Origin of the sequence: Verrucomicrobium sp. BvORR106, assembly GCF_000739655.1 — a bacterium.
Taxonomy (GTDB): Bacteria; Verrucomicrobiota; Verrucomicrobiia; order Verrucomicrobiales; family Verrucomicrobiaceae; genus Verrucomicrobium.
Genome location: NZ_BATR01000167.1, coordinates 87678 through 110598, shown reverse-complemented (window position 1 = coordinate 110598; position 22921 = coordinate 87678). Strand labels below are relative to the sequence as shown.

The 22921-nt window shown below is 56.4% G+C and carries 1 protein-coding gene; it reads left to right on the top strand.

The window, feature by feature from the left end; translation table 11 throughout:
• Nucleotides 1-22794 carry an autotransporter-associated beta strand repeat-containing protein gene (locus BV106_RS38975; protein ID WP_265596232.1) on the top strand — a complete coding sequence of 7598 codons (22794 nt, stop codon included), beginning with the start codon at nucleotides 1-3 and terminating at the stop codon, nucleotides 22792-22794.
• Nucleotides 22795-22921: the final 127 nt, after the last annotated feature.

Below are 22921 nucleotides of genomic sequence, written 5' to 3'. Positions count from 1 at the left end.
TTGAACGCTGCCACTACGGCTGGTGTTTTCGACTTCTCAACTGTTAGAATCAATGGGGTTATCAGCGGTGGGTTCACCAGCACCTCAAACGCCATTATCAAGACGGGACGCGGTAACCTCATCCTGGCTGGAGATAACACCTACACTGGTCGCACGCTCATCAACCAAGGTGCGCTCACTGTATTGCATTCGAATGCGCTGGGTGGCGATGGAACGACCGTATCGGCCAGTGGGGCGCAACTCCGAATTGGTGGAGGTATTACCATCGGAGAAAACATCACACTTGCATCCCAAGCAGCAAACATTCGTCAATTCAGTGACGGTGGTTTGGTCAGCGTAGGGAACAACTCTTTGACCGGGACTCTGACTCTGACCGCCAACTCGAGAGTTTATTCCAATATTGGAACGCTGTCCCTCAACAACTTGGCGCTGGATGTGCGGCAAGTCATCTTCAATAGTGGTGGCAATGCCAACGGAAACGTAGTGCTCACAGGCAATGTGACCGGCACTTCGACTGCCGAAATTGTCAAAGAAAGTGGCGGCACGATGGTGTTGAACCCGGCTGATGCCACTGGATATGCGGGGCTTATTCGAGTCAACGGTGGAGTTCTGCGCGTGGACTCAGCGGCTGACCTGGGGACACGTACGGGCATTGATGCCATCCGGTTTAGCAATGCCACGTTGGAAGTTCGCTCTGACTCGCTCTCCACTGACACGGGCTTCGCCAACAAAGGCGTGACTGTGGATGTAAATACGGTGGGAACGATCTTCGTCGATCGAGCCATCGGTGGGACGGGTGTGAAGCAAAACATTACCCTCGCGGACTTGCAGATGAATAACCGCGACATCACCATGAATGGTCGCAACGGATACTCTGCAACTTTCGTTGACAGTGCAGATGCCGATACATGGGTGGCACGCATGACGGAAACTCGCACGTTCACCAACAACATGAACGGCGTCTTGACTCTTCAAGGTGACTTCTTGATGGACAGCACCGGCACTGCAAAAGTTGTCACTGCCGCGGCGACCAATGCGAACATCATCCTGACGGGTAACTTCATTCAGACTGCAGGTACAACGGTGGCGCATTCACTGGTAAAATCAGGCAATGCCACCATGATCGTACAGGGCACCGCGTCACAGTGGACGGGTACCACCAGCATCAATGCGGGCACACTAGAAGTTTCATCGCTTGCGGCACTTCCGACTGGGGCAATCAATATTGGAACAGGAACAACGGCTGCAGGGGGCACTTCGGCCCCGGCTCTTCGCTACGTGGGGGCTGGTGGAACGTTCGCCAGTGCTATCGTTCTCGCTGGAACGACTGGCAATGGTCGAATCGATGCCAACGGTACCGGAGCGCTCACCCTGAGTGGCAACATCACCTCAAGCGGAGCTGGCGCCAAGTCTTTGGTTCTCGGGGGCACGAATGTAGGAGCCAATACGATCAGTGGGGTGATCTCAGACAATGGTGGCACCAACACCACGGGCTTAATTAAGGTTGGAGCAGGAACCTGGGTGTTGTCTGGCAACAATACGTATACAGGGCTGACGCAGGTGATGAATGGCACGTTGCGGATCAATGCCAACGCAAGCGTCACCAGTGGTCTGGCAGCGACCGCTCTCACTTTCGCCGCAGTCGGTACCGGGGAAAACACGATTTTGGCACCAGGACAGACTGCCGGTGGAAAGTTTGAGTATGTCGGGAATGCGGCTGGTACGACGGAAAACTTGGGTGTGCTGACCTTTGCTGCTGGCGATGGCAGTGTCTCGCTTGAGCGGACCGGTGGAGCAACGGTGCTCGTCTTCTCAAACTTGGGAGCTCGTACGTCGGGTGCCACAGGAAACTTTGTTACCAGCGGCGGGGCCAATGGCACGGATGTGTTCCTCCGCCTTACTGCTGGAGGTACCAACGCCACCATTCTGAACAGTGGAATGTACTTTGGGGGAGCTGATTTTGCGGCCTACGACACCTCCAACGGGGGCTTCATTCGTGGGCTGGCCTATGGATCAGATGTGGGAACTGCAGCGTTGAACACTGTTGCAGCAGCCAGCCACGTCAAACTCACGTCGTCACCAGCCAGCCAGGCCTCGATCTCACTTTTGACCTTGAACCTGAGTGGCGCAGGAACCGACTTCGCCTTGAATGCTTCCGGAGTGCTCACTTTGAGCACGGGAGGCTTGATCAAAAGTGGAGGGGGGTCCAGTTCAATCACTGGCGGAGCCGGGGCATCAGTCACGACAGGTGGCGCTACGGAATTGGTCGTTCGAGTCGATCTCTCCGGGGAGACTCTCACCATCGGGTTGCCGATCACAGGGAGCACCGGTGGTTTGACCAAGTCCGGAGAGGGTACACTGATTCTTGAGGGGGCGAACACCTACACTGGCACGACAACCGTAAACAGTGGTACAGTGCGTCTTTCCGGTAGCGGAACCCTCGGTGCTGTCGCAAATGGTTTGACCACTCGGCAAGGGGGTACGGTTGACCTGAATGGGCTCAATCTTGGGGTAGGGGCGTTCGCTGGAAGCGGCACCATCAGCAATGCTGGTGCGCTGGCGACTCTTACCATTGGGAATGGCAACGGAGCCGGATTGTTCACAGGATTGATCACTGGCAACCTTGGCGTGTCCAAAACGGGAACGGGTGCCATCCGATTCACGGGCAACAACACCTATACCGGTGCTACCGTTGTGAACGGTGGCAACCTGGAAATCTTCACGATCGCAAACGGCGGCGTTAGCAGTGGAATCGGGCAATCGAGTAATGCTGCCTCTAATCTCGTGCTGAGCAATAGCGGTGCATTGGGATACTATGGCGAAACAGCCACGACAGACCGTCTGTTCAGCTTGGGGACCACTGGGGGGCGAATCAACAGCTTCACTGGGGCTCATCTACTGGGAGGGACAACCACCTATCAAGGTGCACTGATCTTTGCGAACACGGGAGCAATGGGCTTCGAAGGAAGCGGTAGTCGACTTCTAACTCTTGGCGGCGGTTCCTCTGGGGATAACGAAATTCGGCTGGCAATTGGTGACAATGGCGGTGAGGTGACTTCCATCACGAAAGTGGATGGCGGTTTGTGGATTCTTTCTGGAAGCAACACTTACACGGGTGCCACAACCATTAACGCTGGGGCATTGAGGGCCGTTGACGGTCAGGGCTTGTCAGCAGGCAGCGGGGTTGTGCTTAACGGTGGCGTGCTTGAGACGGACGGTACGTTTAATCGGGCCTACGGTACGGGTGCTGGCACAGTGCGCTTCACCTTGAACGTGAGCGGCGGCTTCGCGGCATGGCGTGACAAGCTGGTCGTCAACCTCGACACGAACGCCTATCCCTTTGACGTCGATCAGCTGATCTGGGCTGACACACTGGGAACTGGAGCATTGCTTCTCAGCAGTTCCACCGCGAACTATGAAACCGAATTCCAGAATCACCTGGAACTGGGTGGAGCCCAGCGCACGGTTACCGTCGGCAACAATGGCTTTCATACCATGGACTATGCGACCATCTCCGGAAACATTTCCGGTGAGGGTGCCATTCTCGCGAAAAACGGAACTGGTCTTTTGGTGTTGAGTGGGAGCAACAGCTTCACCGGCCCTCTGTGGATTCAAGATGGGCAAGTTGCAGTGAATACAATTGGAAGCACGACTGGCGCGGTCTATGCAACCAATGTTGGGGCTGCTGGTGGCGATGCTCCTATTGCCAGCATTCGGATCGGAAATGGCGGTACCGGTGCCACGTTTATCTACACGGGTTCGGGGGAGGTTACTGACAGGGTGTTTGACATGTTCGGCAGCACGGGTGCCGCTGTGATCGAGTCGTCCGGAACAGGGGCTCTCGTCATTACCTCCAATTTGGCTGTCTCGACCGCAGGTGCCAAGACGCTGACCCTTCAAGGTTCCACTTTTGATGCCAATGAGTTCCGGGGGATCATCGGAGACAGCACCAGTGGTGCCACAAGCCTGGCCAAGTCTGGCGCAGGATCTTGGATCGTCAGCGGAGCAAACACATTTACGGGTGGATTTACCTTCAACGGCAATGCTGGCACTCTGATCTTTGGCCACACCCAGGCCCTCGGTCTTGGAGCAAAGACGCTGACCTTCAATGATCAAACGGTCCTTGGGGCCCTTGTTGATTTCGCAATCACGTCAAACCAAACCGTGACTCAGGCGGGCAACATCTTGCGTTTGGTGGGGAACAAGAACTTCACTTTTGACGGTCTCTTCAACATCACTCGTACAGGTGACAACACCACGTTCGAAAACTTCCTGGAATACGGTGCAACCACCACCTTCAACAACACAATCACTTTCTCAGGAGATACCACGGCTCGCACGTTCGCGATGACCGGAAACGGCACGACCTACGTCAATGGCCTGATTCGCGACACCGCTGGCGCAGCGGATACGTTCCAAATCGCAGGCGGAATTTTGGTGCTTGGTGGTTCCGTTGCCAATACTTATGGAGGTACTACTCAGATCTCCAACGGTAGCACCTTCCTCAGAATCATGAGAAGCGGTGCCACCGATCCCATGGGGACCGCTGGCGTGCTTCAAATGGACAGCGGCTTCTTTGAGGCTGGCGTCAACCTCAGCGGTGCCAATGCCGTCAAAAACCAACTTCGGCTGAACGGCACTGGTGGTATTGTGGGGGCTGCTGATGTTGATTTCATCGCTGCTACCACAAACAGCGGCGGCGATCGCCGTCTCAACAGCAACCTGGCCGCAGCGAACAGGCTGCAACTGTCCGCCATCAACCTTTCCAACGATGCCACGAATCGCACTTTTACCATCGGTGGATTTGGCGCAACGGTGATCAGCGGCGTCATTGCAAACGGCGGTGGTAGCTCCGCCAGCGCGTTCACGTACAATGGCGGCTTGAGCGGCACGCTCACGATTGCCAACGGTGCGACGGCCAATACCTACACTGGGGCCACAATCATCAGTGGTGGCACGGTCATCCTGACAAATACTTCTGTGGACCAATTCGGAACAGGCACGCTCCAGCTGAATGGTGGCACGACAGGCGGTTGGCTCCAGTCCAATGTGGTCGGAGGTTCTACGATTGACAACGCCACCTTGCTGAACGGAGGCAACACCTTCTCAGTGAACGGTGCTCAGAATGTGACGTTCACCGGTGTGATGACCAACAACGGTGGGAACAGAACCCTCAACAGTGACATTACTGGCGGCAATCGGCTGACACTGGCGGGCGCCGTCAACCTTAGCCAGGACAATACCGGCCGGACACTGACTATTGGCGGCGCTGGCCTCACTAGAATCACAGGTGCGGTTGTCAACGGCGGGAGCGGAGCTGGTGTCTTTGTCAAAGCAGGCTCTGGCACTGTGACGATGCTGAACGACAACACGTACACTGGAGCTACAACAGTAATCGGCGGTGAACTGGCGCTGGACTACTCAACGAATGCAGCGACCAAGCTGGCCAGCGGTGCGGCATTGACTCTCGGAAGCAATACGTTCCCAACAATTACTGCCGTGACCAACTCCAACCTCGGGTTGGCCAATCCGACACTGCGGCTTTCCGGCAACACGTCAGCGGTCACTGAAACGGTCAACGGCCTGACCCTGAACCAAGGTGCCGCCAGGATCATTGTTACACCAGGTTCGGCATCACTCACTCTCGCGCTGGGTGCCATCACCCGCGGACAGACTGGAGCTACGATGGATGTTGCCTATGGCCCAGGAACTGCGGCCGTGACGACGAGCAATACGTTGACCAATGGCATCCTCGGCGGTTGGTTGACCGTAAACGGCACCGATTATGCCAAATTGAGCGGCACCACGATTGTGGCTCTGGCTGCGGGGGATTACACTACCACCAACAACGTGGCGTCCTGGGTAACTGGCACGACGAACATGACGAACAATGCGGCCTTTACCGGCACCATTGGATCGAGCATCGCCGTGAATACGGTGAGGTTTGGAGCCGCCGCTGCATCCACGATTGATATTGGAACCAACGCCACCCTTACGATTACCAACGGGGGGCTCCTGGTCAGCAGTGGTGTGGGTGCCAATGCCAGCAACATCACGGGCGGTTATCTTGACGCCGGGGTCGGAGGCGAATTGCTGATTCACCAGCACAACACTGCCGGTGATTTGACCATCAGTTCGAGGATTGCAACCGGCCGGGTCACGAAATCTGGCGATGGCGTCTTGGTGTTGTCGGGCGGGAATGCTTACTCTGGTGAGACCGTCATCAATGAAGGTACGGTTCGTGTCGTGGGCGGGTCGGGCATTGGTGACTACTCAACTGTTACTCTTCGCAACGACAGCACCGCTAAACTCCAGCTCCAGGCAAATGAAACGATCGGCAACCTCCAGGGTGGTGGTGATGTCGGTGGGAATGTTGAACTTGGTGCCAACACTTTGCGGATCAACCAGTCGGCGGTTACGAACTACGGTGGCGCCTTTGTCGGCAGCGGCCAGATCGTCGTTCAGGGCATCGGTCAACTTAGAAGCTTTGCGGCTTCGGCAGGGTTTACTGGCACTCTCTCATTGGATGGCCAGCAGGCTCTGTTGCTGCAATTGATGGGCGATGGCGTCCAGAACTTTGTCAACGCCAGCACCATCAACGTGAAGAACGCTTCACTGTTGATTGACAACAACGGCAGCAGGCCGACGGACAGGATCGGCAACACTGCCGCTCTCAAACTTGACAGCGCTCGCGCGCAATTTGGAGGCATTCACACTGGCCTCTGGGTTCGCACTGACCAGTCTAGCGCAGCCTACAACTGGAATCAGGCTGCCAACACCGCAGATTACACCAACCTCATCACCGAAGACGTGGGTGTACTCACCTTGGTGGCGGGTGACAACTATGCCCGGATGGAAAGCACGGGGGGCGGGGTTCTGCGATTCCGCGCTGACAGCCTGGTCCGTGGCGCTGGGGCCACCTTCGTCGTCAGGGGCACGAATCTTGGGCTTGGGCCAAACACTGGGGCCAACCCGAACACCCAACGTGTCATTTTTGGCTTCACGGGTACTGCGCCGACTGGCTCGCTCATTGGTGGAGCGGGAGCTGCCAACACGACAACCATCAGTGTTCTGCCATGGGGCATTGGTGAATCTGTCACTGGAAGCATCGCGGCAACGAACAGAGGGAACTCTTTCCTCACCTATGATTCAGTGACCGGCTCATTGCGCCCGTTGAACCTGACCACGGAATACTCTTCGAATTTCGATGGCCTCACCACAAACGTCCGATTTGCTTCAACAACCGCTTCGTTGAGCGCAATTCCCGGTGGTAATAACTCGGCGAACGTATTGGTGCTCGACAGCTCAGCGGGTGGAACGGTGACTGTGACCGGAGAGGCTCTTCGCTCTCTTACCCTGAACGCAGGGGGGATCCTCTCGACCTCACAAGGAGGCACGGCTGCGACGAACATCGGCGGCTTCTCCCAGATTCTCACCAACAGCAGCGAATATGTGGTATTCACCCAGGGCGCTCACACGCTCACCGTAAGCTCGGCACTGGCAACGGGCGGAGCTGGACTCGTTAAAGCTGGTGAAGGCCGTCTGATTTTGAGTGCCAACAACAGTTTCGGTGGGGCAACCTACGTGAACGATGGCGTACTCGAACTTGATGGTGCCATTGCCAATTCTTCCTCGGTCACAATCAATGGTGGAAGTCTGGTGGCTGATGTGGCCAATGCGCTCAACGACGCTGCGACCGTCAATTTGGCGGGATCTGGCACGACTTATTTCGTGAACGAAAGTGACACGATCGGCAAGCTCACCGGGGTCGCCGATAGTCGTGTTACTGTGGCCGCTGGGAAGATCCTGAAGGTGGTGGACAACACTGCTGGAAGCACGTCACTCACAACTGCAGTTTCTGGTGCCGGCGGATTTGAGAAGGCGGGCACCACCACGCTGGTGTTGAATGGAGAACTTCAGACTAGTGGTGACGTCATTGTCAGCAATGGAACCATGGTGCTTGGCAGTGGGCAGCCTTATCCAGAACAGATTCATGACCTTGCATCTGTGACGGTGCAGACGGGCGGCACTCTGGACCTGAACAATATCAGTGAAACCATCGGCTCTCTCGCCGGTGTTGGTGGCAATGTGGTGTTGGGTTCTGGAACCCTTACCGTGGGGCGCAATGGATTGAACGGGGTCTACGGGGGCACTATTAGCGGTTCCGGCGGCTTGATCAAAGTAGGCGCGGGAAGCCAGACCTTGTCTGGCACCGGGTCATTCACCGGCCCAGTCCTTGTCCGTGGAGGCAAGTTGGTCCTCAGCGGGGGCAGTGCCGTTGCTGACGGAAATGACGTTACAGTCTCCGGCTACGGTGCAACCCTTGAACTTAATACCAGCGAGACCATCCGCCTGCTCTCAGTGGCAGACGGCGCGACGGTCAACCTCGGCAGCGGTGCAATCTTGACCACCACAAACACTGGTGCGGCAACGATTGGGGGCTTTATAACTGGCCAAGGTGGTTTCACCAAGAACGGGGCCGGTGTTCTTTCCCTCGGTGGTACCATGACCCACAATGGTGCTACGACGATCAATGCAGGTTCTGTGGTGGTAGGTGTGGCCAACAAAAACGCGAACAACGTGCTCAGTGCCACGTCTCGTTTGCACTTTGCTGCAGGCACATCCCTGTCCTTCATCAATACCAACCAAAACATCCGCGGCTACTATGCTGTGGGGTCGCTGACAGGCGGTGCTGCCACAAACAACAGCATCAACCTCGTGAACGGCAGCAACGTCTCAACTTTGGTGGTTGGGGCTGACAACACGAACTTCAGTTTTGCTGGTGAGATCTTCGGTGACAACGCGGAGACCGCAGTGATGAAGGTGGGCACGGGCATCTGGGAAATCACCGGTGGCTGGGACGGTTCTGGCAATGGTTATGATGGTATCTTGCGAGCTGAACAGGGTACCATTGCCGTGAATACCGGAGCTATCGGCCTTGATGGTTCGAACAAGCTGGTTCTGAGCAACCAAACTGGAGTGAAGGTTACCTACAGCGTGGGCAATGCGACGGACACCATTACTGACATCACTGGCGGTGGTCGTGTGGTTGGCTTTACGCCCTACTCGCTCGGCGGCAATGCTGGCAATGCCAACTACGGTGGCAACTATCTCGGCCTGACAGGTGGTGAAATTGAAATCAACAACGTCAACACGGTGTTGTCGGTTAACTCTGCTTCTCCACGAGTGTTTGGTGGCGTTCTTTCGGGTATCGGTACTTTTGCCAAGACGGGCGCAGGGGTGTTGGATCTCTGGGGGGCAAACACCATCTCCAAGATTCGCGTCGATGGTGGTTTCCTCCGCTTGGGCGCTTTCGGCCAGGCAACGGGCATCGGTGGATTGGCTGCATCGGGCACGGGATCTCTGTCCGCCAATACAAATTTGACGGTGAATGCCGCCGGCACTTTCGACCTGAACGGTGCGACCCAAACTCTCAATACACTGACCGGAAGCGGAGTGGTCTCACTCCAAAACGGAACTCTCATCTTTGATCACGTGAATACCTCTATCGTATCCACGAGCGGGGCCTTCAGTGGTAGCATTCGTGGGAATGGTACGTTGATCGTCAACGGCACTACGGTGAACGGCTGGGATCTTTCCGGGGACAACACGTTCACCGGCAACTTGATCGTCAATGGCGGTCTGCTGCGGTTGAACCACACGGGGGTCCTTAGCACTGGGGCCGTCATGGATTCAGTGGTCGTCACGGTAAACAGTAGTGGCAACATGGTGGTGGTGATCGACGAAGCGATCGGCGCGCTTCAGGGGACCGGTGAAGTGGAGCTTCAGGGGAGGCTCACACTCACAGACGGTCGCGGAGCAGTGTTTGCGGGGATTCTCTCCGGCGGCGGGGGGCTGACTTTGAGCGGAGGAAGTCTGACACTGAACAATGCAAACACCTACGGAGGGGTGACCCGTATTGAAAATGGGGCTACCATCATTCTCGATCGCGGAGCCTCTGGGACAGATGTGGTGAGCAATTTTGCTGATTGGGAGTTGAGTGGGGCCACGGTGATTGTCGCTGGTTCTTCTGTCGGAACTGAGGAAAAAGGCAATACTGTGCTGACTGGCGGAGCCAACCGCATTGCTCAGTCTCTTGGGGTCAATGGAGTACCCAACTCCGGCGGTACTTTCGCGCTCAATGCGATTACCCGGGATTCCGAAAAAGGAGCGACGTTGCTAGTCGAAGGGGCGACGGCAACCACCGACACTTCCAACAACTCCACAGGTATTCTTGGGGGCTATGCTGTCTATAACAAGAACACTTGGGCTGTCAGCGATGTCGCTGCCAGCGACACGCTGATTACTGGACTGGCCAACAGTGCCTACACCAAGACTTCTACCCTTGGAGTTACCGCGCTCACTGGTGTGGAACACCTGGATGTTGACTCAAACTACACGACCCCTGGTGGAGACGGCCTATTCTTCGCGGATGATGCCGCGGCAACCATCCGGTTTAACAATGCGGCTTCACGGACGCTCACCATCATGTCGGAACTGACGTTGACTGGGAGCGGCATTCTCGTGACCTCGAATGTGGGAGCGAATGATTCATTCATCTCTGGCGGACGCTTGGGCGAAGCTGTGTCGCCCAGCGGAGGCACCAACACCTTGAACGAACTGATCGTGCATCAGTACAACGCCAAAGGGGACCTCATCATCAGTTCCGAGATCGGTGGAAATCTCTCGATGGACTTGACGAAAGTTGGCCAGGGGAAATTGATCCTGTTGGGTGACAATTCCTACGGCGGCACCACCTTTGTTCATGAAGGCGTGTTGGTCGTTGGTAATGGTGGAACCCAAGGCACAATCGCTCAAACGACAGATATTGTGTTGGGTGGCGTGCTGGACATCAACAAGAGCAACAACATCAGTCTCGCCGCTATTCGTAGCAGCAATCCCGGCACATCAGTCCCCGCATACCCCCGCGGATGGCTGCGCCAACTCGGAAGTGGTGTGACGGAACTCAAGTTCAACAACGCTGACTTCACTGGTCGGATCAGTGTGCGCAACGGCGTCTTGGATGTGCAACACTCTTCAGGTCTTGGCAGAAGTGGTATTGAGTCCGGTCAAACGACGGTGGAGGCTGGCGGGAAACTCCGGTACTCCGGGATTGCAGGGCTGACGATCGCCGAGAACATCTATTTGAAGGGCGGTACCCTTGAAGTTGCTACTACGGGCGGCCTCACCAGTGAGCAGTCAGGGGCTGTGGCTCTTATTGGCGCAACCAACAATGTCACTGTCGCATCTGGTGAGACACTTCGGATCACTGGCAGCATCTTGGGTTTGGAAGATACCAGCAGCGCCGTTGGCATGCAGAGCGCTGGTGTCGTCTTCGGTGGTGGCGGCACTGTTATTCTTGAGGGCACGAACTTGTACTATGGTCCTACGACCGTTGATTTGGGAACGACCCTTCGCCTGGGGAACAACTCGGCAGGCGGCAATTTGGGGCGCGGAGATCTCGCGCTGAACGGCACAATGATCCTGGATCGGACCAATGCCACGCTCTACATCGGGAACAAAATTTCTGGAGCAGGATCTATCAACGTGAATCGCACTGGTGTGTCCAACGTCGATCACCGCGTCTATTTCACGGGCGATCTTACTGGTGCCACCGGGCGTCTGAACCTCCTTGGGACAACCGGCCACACGGCGGTGACACTCGGCAATAACAGCTACATCGGTTCTGGTGTCACCCCAGGTTTCTCTGGGTACGACATCACAGGTAGCAGCACTGGGAACGTGGGAGTGCGCATCAGTTACATGGACAACGTGCAAGCAATTGCGGCGGACATTTTGATGAAGCCGGTCAATGATTCTGCTGGGACCAACAACCGGCTCAGCTTCTTTAACAAGACTGGTTTCGGCCTTTTGGAGCTGTCCGGCAAGATCGCTGGTGAGTTTGCCAGTGGTTCAACGGACGATCGTGCTTTCTTGCAGGTGGTCACGGGCGTGATGCGCATCAAAACGGATCAGGCGTCAGGCAACTACTTGATGGGGCTGACGGGTGGCAATGCTGACGGTTCCAAGGCCTTCGGAGGAGAGATCTCCCTCGCTGGAAACAACTCTGGAGCCCACGCCGCCACGAACTACGGCTATTTTGAGATTGTCGGCGATGCGAATCAGACCATCTTTGCCAACATCACGGGTGGCGGAGACACCAACAACGGTGGTATTTTCGTGTACAACAGCACGGGAACGACGGTGCTCACCGGCAACAATACGCTCTTCAACGACCGCAACCAAATCAACAAGGGTACGGTGGTTTTCCAAGGTGGAAATGCATGGCGTAACGACGGACGTATCTCAGTGGGGGCAGGTGCCACCTTGAGAGTGGACACTTCTGAGACCACCAACTACTCCATCATGCGTGGAGCTACGCTTGAGGTGGGGACTGGAGTGACCTTCAACAACAACGGGAATACGGGGGCATTCATTGGTGGCATTGTCACTGGGAACGGCGCGCTGCAGTTCAATGGCAACGTGACCAATCGTCTGCACTATGAAAACAACACCTATAGTGGTGGGACTATTCTCAATCGAGGCAGCATCCAATTCACTGCGGGCGGTTCATTTGGAACCGGCTTGATCAATATTGATGCGCTTGCAACGACGGAGGCTGAGGACAATCTCCTGCAATACGTGGGTGTGAAGCCTGGTACCCAGACGGTCACCAACGCAATTACCTTCAACGGAAGCAGCACCACCCGTCGTACGGGGTTGGCTTCCTATGGTGTGGGCCAGTTGATCTTCAGCGGACCCATCACCCTCAACCGCAATGCCTACCTTCGTGGCTCTGCCACGGGCATCAGCCCGAACTTGGCCCCGTTTGGCAACTGGACTGCAGGCACCCCAACCATCTCCGGATTGATCACTGGCGCGGGCGGTATCATCAAGGAAGATGCTGGCGCGTGGCTTCTCAGCAACGCAGGGAATACCTTCACAGGAAGCATCAGCCTGAACAACGGCAGGCTGGAAACCAACAGCATTGGTGCGCTCGGCGGTACCACAAAGACGTTCAACCTAGGATCTGGAGGGAACAGTCCGTCTTTGGTGTTCACCAGCGCATTCACAGGGGGAACTCTTGCGACCACCGTGGAGATGAACCTCTCTGGCACCGGAGGCACCACCCGCATTGTGAACCTGGGCAGCGGCGCTCTCACCATCGCAGATCCAACCTGGACTTCCACCGGAGCCGGATCGAAGACGCTCGCTTTGGGGCGATTCGATGACACGGCTGGTTTCGTGAACGTGATTCAGGGAGCCATCGTCAACAACTCCGGCACGAACATCACCTCGCTGGTCAAGGACGGGATGAGCACCTGGAGACTGAATGGGGTCAGCACTTTCACCGGCTCGCTTACCGTGAACAATGGTGTGTTGCAGCTGGGAAATAGTGCCGGCACCACACTCGATAACGCGGTTGACGTCGTCCTCAACAATAGTACCGGCCGCGGAGCCACCCTGGAATTGCTGTTCAATGAAACCATTGACCATCTTCAGGGCAACGTCGGATCGACTGTGGTGTTGGGAGCCAACCGGCTCACCATCGGGGCCAACAATGGTGCCGCCACGTTTAACGGTGTAATCTCCGGCACCGGTGGGGTAACCAAGACGGGCACGGGAACGATGACTTTTGGTGCAGCCAGCAGCAACGTTGGTCTTTTGCAACTTGGACAGAACACCTATACGGGTGCCACGCGCATCGAAGGCGGACGTATTGACACCTCAACGTTTGCCAACGGTGGTGTTGCAAGTGGTTTTGGGGCTTCCAGCAATGCTGCCAGCAATCTGGTTCTTGCTGGTGCAAACAATGTCAGCGACATCGGGATCCGTTACATCGGCACGGGACCAGCCTCGACAGACCGTTTGCTGACCATCTCTGGCAGTGATTCTGCCACCAGAACCAACAACAGCATTTGGGCGAGTTCCAGTCACGTTCTGGGCATCAACGATGATGCGGTGGTCAACTTCACCAACACTGGCAACATTGCGTTTGCTTCGGCGAACACCGTGAGCACGCTCACCCTGCGCGGCAACGAGACCGGGGCCCTTCTTGACCACACCTTTGGGTTGAAACTGGTCGACAATGGAACGGCGGCCTTCCACCTCAACAAGGTTGAGCTTGGCCTTTGGGTCATCACAAACGCCAACACTTATACGGGTACGACTACAGTCAGTGGAGGCACCCTTGCCATCACGAACAACACCGCCCTTGGGTCGACCACCGGCGGCACTACACTCAGCGGAGCTTCCGGTTCGGGCCTTCAGCTCCGTGGCGGCCTCACCATCACGGGTGAGACGCTCACCATCGCTACCGCTGACGCCTCATTGGTGGCAAAGACGGGTGCCAACGTTTGGACGGGTGGAGTCGTCTTGAGTCAAAACGGACGGCTTTCGGCAGCCACTGGCGCTTCGCTTGATGTTTCAGGTGTAATTAGTGGCTCAGGGCAGTTGTCCATCTTTGACACTGGTACCGTAGTGCTTTCCGGAGCGAACACACTTTCGGGGCAGACCAACCTTGCTGGCGGAACGCTGCGCTTGAACTACGCAACTGCCACGGGCAGTAAACTTGCAGATGGGGCGGCACTCGTGTTTGGCGGCGTCAATGTGGCCACTTTGGCTGGCGTTGATGACAATAACTACACGCTGTCATACCAGGTGGGCCTTTCAGGGGGGACGCTCGAACTCTCAGGCGGCAGCCATACCGAAGTGGTTTCTGCTACCACTATCAATGCTGGTGCCAACCGGATCATTCGCACTGGTGGCACTTCTGTCGTAGCGCTGAACGCCATCACCCGGGCTCAGGGTGGGACCATGGATTTCGGTGCTGCCAGCATCGCTACCACGGACACCAACAACACCAATGGCATCCTCGGTGGGTGGGCGACGGTAAACAAGACCGACTGGGCTCAGTCGATCAACACTGGTGCTGCCGACACCGCGATCACTGCGTTCACTGGATATGCTGCTAATACCTACACCTCGGCCAGCAACACCGATGTGACGACATTTGGGGCCGTGACGGCAGGCTTCACCACCAACAGCCTGCGCTTCAATGCCGCTGGTGGTGGCACGATCACTCTCTCAGGGACCAACAACCTGCAGAGCGGAGGTATCCTCATGACCGCAAACTCTGGTGCAGTGACCATTGGCGGTGGGGCGGGAGTGACGCTTCGGAGTGCGACGTCGAGTTCCACGGCTAACGCATTGGACGGACTGATCATCCACAATCACAGTTCGAACGATCTCACAATCGATGTTGTGATCGGACAAAACGTCACGGGTGCTGGCACACAAGGGATTACAAAGACCGGCGACGGCAAAGTGATCCTTACTCAGAACAATACGTTCCAGGGTCAGGTGTACATCACAGGTGGCATTCTTCAGATTGGAAACGGTGGCACTTCAGGCAGCCTGGGGACCGGAGGATCCTCCTTCAACCAGATCTTCATCCACAAGGGGGCCACGCTGCTCTACAACACGACCAGCACTTCCGAGTACAACTTCCAAACCCTCAGCGGGGAAGGTACTTTGAGACTCGCGGCCACCCACTCGCAGCCATTGTTGCTGGATGATGACAATGCCAACTTCGTCGGCAGTATCATTCTTGATGGAGGGATTCTTCGAGTCCGCGGGAATAACAACGCTCTCGGAAGCGGCAGGACGACGGTCATTGTGAACAGTGGAGCGAACCTCCAGGCGGCTGGAGCAGGGCAAACCTTCGGGGCTCTCATCACCTTCAATCAGGGGGCGACACTTTCGGCCATCTTTGGGAATGCCACGAACTCCACCGCAACCTTCAGTGGTCGCTTGGACTTCAACAACACGACTTCCGCTGGAATGACGGTGTTCACGGACCTGTCCCAGAACTTGACCATCAGTGGCATCATCAAGGGCAGCAACGGCTTCACCAAAACTGGGGACGGCACCCTCACCCTCAGTGGTCAGAACTTCTATGACGGTGCGGGGACGCTGTCTGGGCAAATCATTGTGAGCGGCGGGGTGCTCAACCTCGGAAACGCCCGTGCGTTGGGATCGTTCGGCATCGGCAACGAGACCATCGTGCAGAGTGGGGCGAGTCTCGACCTCCGTGAGCAGGATCTGAACATCGGCGACGATAGCAGCCCGCTTCGCGAGATCATTCATATCGCCGGTTCTGGATATCTTGGCACAGGTGCACTGCGCAACACGAACAGCACGTCGTCTGGTACCGTAAGCATCATCAAACTTGATGCAGATGCGTCCGTTGGCGGCAGCGCTCGAATTGACATGTCGGCCTATGACACTGACATCACTGCTGGCAACGTCGCCGTTCGTCCGACCATCGAAGGCAATGGCCACTCCCTCACGAAAGTGGGTGTGGGTGATTTTGCAGTGTTCGAAGGCGAGTTCAGCGGGCTGGATGAACTGATCCTGTCCGAAGGGGAGTTCCGCGCAGAGACGCGCACGCAGTTCCCCTATGTGGTGAACTCTCTCACTACCAATCCTAATGGTATCGGTGCGCCTGGAGTGGGGGGAGGAGCAACTCCGCTTACCGCCTATCCTCATACGCTGCTTTCACACACCACCATCACGGGCGGAGTGAAGGTGGTGTATGGTGGTCAAACAACTGACCCCAACAACGTGGCGATTCTGAACGCCATGGTCGGGGCACGGCTCGAGTTTTACCGTCAACACGGTGCCCACCACACGGCGGCGATTACCGCGTTCGGCCGCTCGGCTGCTTCTGGCGGCAATTTCAGCACCACCAGCTACATTGAGCTCAACTCGGACACACTGTCGAAGACCTATACCTTCTACGACGGCAGCATCACGTTGACTGGTCTTGCTGACGGCTCCAACACCTTCTTCAACATTGAAGGCGGTGGTGCGGGCACCAATCTTGGTGATGGTATCTTGGGCACGCAAAGCCCTGCGGGTGATCAGGTGGTGAATGCGCAGTCCATGCTGATCATTCAAGGAGCCATCACCGGGTCAGGCGGCTTTACGAAGTTGGGAAGCCGTGAGCTTCGCCTCACTGGCAACAACACCTACACGGGAGACACGGTGCTTACCCGCCTCACTGGTACGAGCCAGCCGATCGATCCTGACCAGGCAGATGAAGCACGTGTGGACTTGTTCGGGACCACTCTTTACGGGCAAGGTACCATGGCCAATACGGCGAATTTGGTGTTTGAGCGCCGTGGGGTGCTGCGGGTGGACAACACCAGCGATCTGGATGGGGCCAACATCACCTCGACACCTGGAGGATTCGGCAACACCAACATCGGTGCCAACTTGAGCAACCGCATCAATGACAATGCGACGCTGAGGATGCGTGAGGGCTACCTTGTGTTTGACAGCGGTTCCACCAATGTCACTGAAACTCTCGGTACCGTTAGGGCGGAGATTGGTCAGAACTACATCACGGTGAATCCCAAGAACGGATCCAACGCAGATACCCAAATCACCATCAGCAAGATTGAACGTTTGGCTGGTAGCACCTTGGTGCTGAGCAGTTGGGATTCCACGGCCACGTTCGGCCTCACAGATGCTGCTGCTGATGACAGCGTGCGGTTCCGTTTGCTGGACAGCAGTGGTCTGAGCTTCTCGGGTGCAGCGAACACTCAAACCAACAAGGCAGTGGCAAAAGGCCTGTTTGGTGGATTGGCACCCCTTGCAAACGATGAAGCGCACCTTTGGGGGAACGGTCAGGCTTCGGCCCAAAGTCGCAACAACCAGTTGTTCTCGGGACGTCACTTCATGACGCTTGATGGCGGTTATCTCCGCCCTCTGGATGATTCAGAGTACTACACCAACACTGCCAACATGGCGGGAGCGGCAGGGCAGAACCTCAATTTGAGTCTCCCCGCCACCATGCTCATGGAAAATCTCACCGTGAATTCCCTGAGATTCGGCAACTTGGATGACAACCTGAATAACAATGCTCCGGGATCCACGGTGCCAGGCACTCGCATGGTGGGCTGGCAGCAGTTCACTCCCACGCTGGTCATTGATGACAATGCCACGTTGAATATCACATCGGGTATGATCCTCTCCGCGAACATGGGGCAAGGGGTCAACCAGGACATGCAGACCTACATCAACGGCGGCACCATTAACTTCGGCGACAAGGAAGGTCTGATCGTCAATGTAAACGGCTGGTACAATACCTCCAGTGGCACCTACGCTGGTAACGCGATGTTCATCCGGTCCACTATTGCCGGAACGGTCGCTGCGAACGAAGTGGGGATTACCAAGGCAGGCTTCCAGGAAGTGTTCTTTGACGGCCGCAATACCTATTCCGGTATTACGAAAGTTACCAATGGCTCGCTGAGTCTGCGCCATGACCAGGCGCTGGGACAAGGGGGAACCGGCCATGGTGTCGTTGTGGAAGGTTCCGGACAGATCACCATCCGTGCGGGGATCAATATCGGTCACAAGAATGGCAACCTCAATGCCAGCCGCGAGGACATCTACGTCGGCACACTTGCGATCGACAACCAGAACGTCATCAGCAACATCGACTCCGTTAACCGCTGGTATGGCAACATCACCTTCGACAACATCAGCAATGGTGGTCAAACGGTGAACGCCACGATCGATCCTCGCATTCTGATTGGTGGCAACTCGACCCTGGTCATGGCGGGCAACCTGGGTGGTGGAAATACAGCTGTAACCAATGACACCTACTACATCAATCCCCGCCAATGGACACTTGATGGTGGTAGCAACGGGTGGCTCATCCTTCAGGGAACTGTGGGTGACAAACTCGACGCCAACGGGAACGCCATCTCGGTAAACGGGCCCATCTCGAACAAGCCCACGGGGACTGTCATTGGTGGCACAACCTACACCAACGAGAACGAGGTGCTGGTGTCGTGGCTCGGCGGCAGCGACGAAATGAATGTTGAGGCTCAGCAGCAGTGGAAGGCCGTGGGGCGAATCGAACTCATGCGCGGCTTCCTGCGCTACACGGGTGATGGGAGCTTCTACGACGCCAATACCCTGGATCTGATCAACCGCTCTGAGGCGGGGAATGGATTTGTCGGGTTCCAGATTGGTGGCAGTAACTACAAGACCGATCCTGGTGACAACTCCATGGTGAACTTCCTGCTGACAAAGGCTGGACAGTCGCTTGGGGTGAACAACTTCACGATCACCACCCACGCTAACGCCAACAACGGCGCGGTGATGATCGGCGGGGAGAATGAGTCTGGGGTCGTCACCTTCGGGGCGATTACAACCGCCACGAACAGCACGATCGCCTTGGGCCGTGATGTCCGGCTGTATGCTAACGCAGGTGGTACCGTGGAGTTCAACAGTCGCTTCACTGGTGGCAGCATCAGCAAGGTTGGTCGAGGCATAGTGTCGCTGAACGGCAGCGTCGTCGGAGCCTCCACTACGGCTTCATTCCTCATCAGCGGTGGCACTCTGAAGCTTGACTACACCACGCAGAATAACGTGCGATTTGCCGACAGTGGGGCGTCCAACTTCAATGGTGGTACCTTCCAGGTGGTGGGGAACACCGCTGCAAATACCACGCAAGGGTTTACCAACGTGAACAACGGCGCGCTCAATCTGCGTCCTGGAGCGACGGAGATTCTGGTGGAGTCCAGTGCAGGGCGGACCACCACTCTGAACCTGGGGCGACGTGCTTCGGCCACGGATGGTGCCAACATCAACCGCACCGCTGGCAGCACGATTAACTTCGTGGAAGCCAACAACGGCGGCACATCTGCAATCACGCTGGCGGCAAAATCATCCAACTGGGTGACCAACGTTCTCTTGGGCGGATGGGCCACTTACAGCAATACGGCACGCCAGGCTGCGGACTTTGCGATGATCAATGCCACCGGAAATGCGATCCAAGGGCTTACCCGGGTGGCGTCGGAAACTCAGAACGATGTTTCCAACTGGAGAAGCACGCTCGAGACAGGGGCCAACGTCACTGAAAATGGCACCGGCTTCACGGGGTCGCTCGGCACAGGTAGCAACCTGACGATCAACTCCTTGAGATTCGACACGGCATCTGACAATGCCATTGGACTTGGGACGACGACGCTTAACGTCTCGAGTGGTGGTATCCTTGTTTCCAGCAACGTGGGTCAGTTTAACAAGACCATCTACGGTGGCGTGCTGACAACTGTGAATGATGGCGAGCTTTATCTGCACCACTACGGGCAGAATCGACTGACCATCGCTTCGCAGATCGGGGCTGCTTCACTGGCCCCCTCGGTGGTGGTGGTGACTGGACCCAGTGTCACTGGAGCTGCTTCACTCGCCAACTGGGCCAATGAAGGAGCGCGTCAAGTCATCTTGACCGCAGACAACTCTGTCGCTGGCAAGGAAATGAAGTGGCATTTGACGGGCTCCGTGCTTTCCGTGAGCAACATGAATCAGCTCGGGAAGGTGGACTTCGCGGCTGCGACCAACGATGCCATCTACATGAATGGTGGTGCATTCCGGTGGACTGGAGGCACTGCTGATCTCGATAATGAGCGCAACGTTACGATCGGGGGCAATGGTGGTGTGATTGACATCGTGGATGGCGATGCCGTCTTCACCATCAAGGGGAACATCATCTCTGAGAACAACTACGCCTACGTCAACGGCTCGGCGAACGCAGGCTCGTTCGTCGGCGGCGATTTGATCAAGATGGGAGCTGGCACACTGGGGATCGAAGGGGAATCCGCTGCCAACGGCAGCTTTACGGGGATGATTGACGTCCGCGAAGGGACACTCCGATTGAATGGTGACAACACTGCCGCAACCAGCGGCACTCAGACCATTGCCATTCTGGGAACCAACCGGTCCTTCCTTGATGGCACCGTCTTCCGTCAGGGCACCAATTTTGAGGTGTACCTGGGTGCAGCCGGTGGTGGTGTTGAGTGGAGGATTGAAGAGTGGCTGCGCTTTGAGGGGAACAATACCATGCGCATCGGGCAGACTCCGGTCGCAGGGGTTACCAACCGGACGACGCACATCAACGGCGTCATCGACGTGCAAGGCACCCTCACGGTGGATGTGGCCGCAGGCCTGACTGCCCGTTTCAACCAGAGCAGTGGTGGGTATCTCACCGGTACTGGAGACATCATCAAGTCCGGCCAGGGCGTGCTGGAATTCCGTGACAACAACTTGCTCTGGTCTGGGGCGTTGAAAGTGGAGGAAGGTGTCATGCGTTTGATCAGCACTGGGATGGTTGCTGGCGTGGGCACCCAGGCCATTACTTTGGGAGCAAACAACCGTCAGGGTGTGGCCGAAATCCAGATGTACTGGGAGCAGGGCATCCCAGGTGCGGTTCATGAGGTGTTCCAGGACATCAACGTGATCTACAATCCGCTGCAAACGAAGCGCATCACCGCGGTTGCTGAAACAGCTGCTGGACTTGAAGCCTACTTCCATGGGGACATCACTCTTAGTGACAACCTGGGGCTCTATACGCAGCAGCCGTCCCGACTCAGTGGTGGCACCTACTCATTCATGTACTTCACCGGTGGGTTCAAAGACGACCTGATTAACGGTCGCTCCGGTAACCTTTCGCTGCATGTGGATGACACCAACAACGGCACTGCCAACAACCAGCAAGTGGGTGAAGGCATTGGTTACTTCGTGTTCCGCGGGGACAACTCGGGTTGGTCTGGCGATGTCATCCTTGGCCTGAACCAGAGCTGGGATCAGGACGAGCAAGTGGTGTTGCGCCTGGAAAATGACAAGGCCCTCACGGAGTTGAATGACGTGACGATGAATGGCTCGTCCAAACTTCAGGTGGCGGGTAGCAATGTCACCATCGGCAGCCTGCATACGAACAACGGTCCCCTGGGTACGACGACGCCCGGATCCGGCAACGATGGCCTGGGTAACTTCCAGGGAGTTGTCGGGAGCTCTGCATTCATTGAGAATGCCAGCACCACGGAAGGAACGCTGACGGTCACCCAGACGACACCCTCAAATACTGAGGCGCTTTGGGATGTGCATTTCCGCAACGGTACCTTGCCCAACCACCTGATCAGCAACAACACGGCGGTTAGCGCTGCGTTGCACGTGGTCAAAGCAGGCAATGGCTGGGCTACAATGACACTCGATAACGACTACACTGGCACGACCACGGTGAAAGCTGGTGTGCTTCAGATTGGTCGTGGCGGTGTGGGTGATACTGGAGCTGCAAATGCCCAGGGAACGATTGTAAAGGGTGGGGCAACTGTTGCTGGTACCGGATTTGTCCAAGGTGGTCTGACGTTGGAGCTAAATGGTCTCCTCAAACCAGGGGACAATGCTGGCAGCTCCATGGGCACTTTGACGATCAATGGCAACACCCTCCTGGGAACGGGCTCAGTCACCCAGCTCCAGATCCAGCGCGCCACCTACAACAACAGCTCGTATCTCGACTATCGCGATACGGACTATGCAAGTTGGGTGGCGGGCATCACCACTGACGAATTCTCCCATGCACTTTCAGATCCAGTCCTCGCCAACCAACACGACAAGTTGGTGGTGAATGGCACCCTGACCTGGACTGCTGGAACGAAGATCGAGGTGGTCAACAATGGGTACACCGCTACCGCAGGCGATGTCTTCAATCTCATTGATTGGTTCGCTGTGAGTGGCGGGATCAACACGGGAAGCGCCATTTACGCCGGCGGTATTTCCTGGAATGATCTGGTGCTCCCTGAGCTTGGCAATGGCTTCAGGTGGGACACGAGCCTGTTCAACAGCCAGGGGATCCTGTTGGTTGTTGCCCCGGAGCCTTCACGTGCTCTTCTGCTGATGCTCGGATTTGCGCTTCTCTTCATGCGCCGCCGCCGTCGTTAAGAGTCGACTCTACATTGACAGCTCCAGTGAGGATTGGCCTAAATGGCCCTCCCCTGGAGCTGTCGCTGTTTTGGGAACAATTGATCAACAAATGTGAATCTTTCTCTGCCCGGAGAAGGCGCAACTT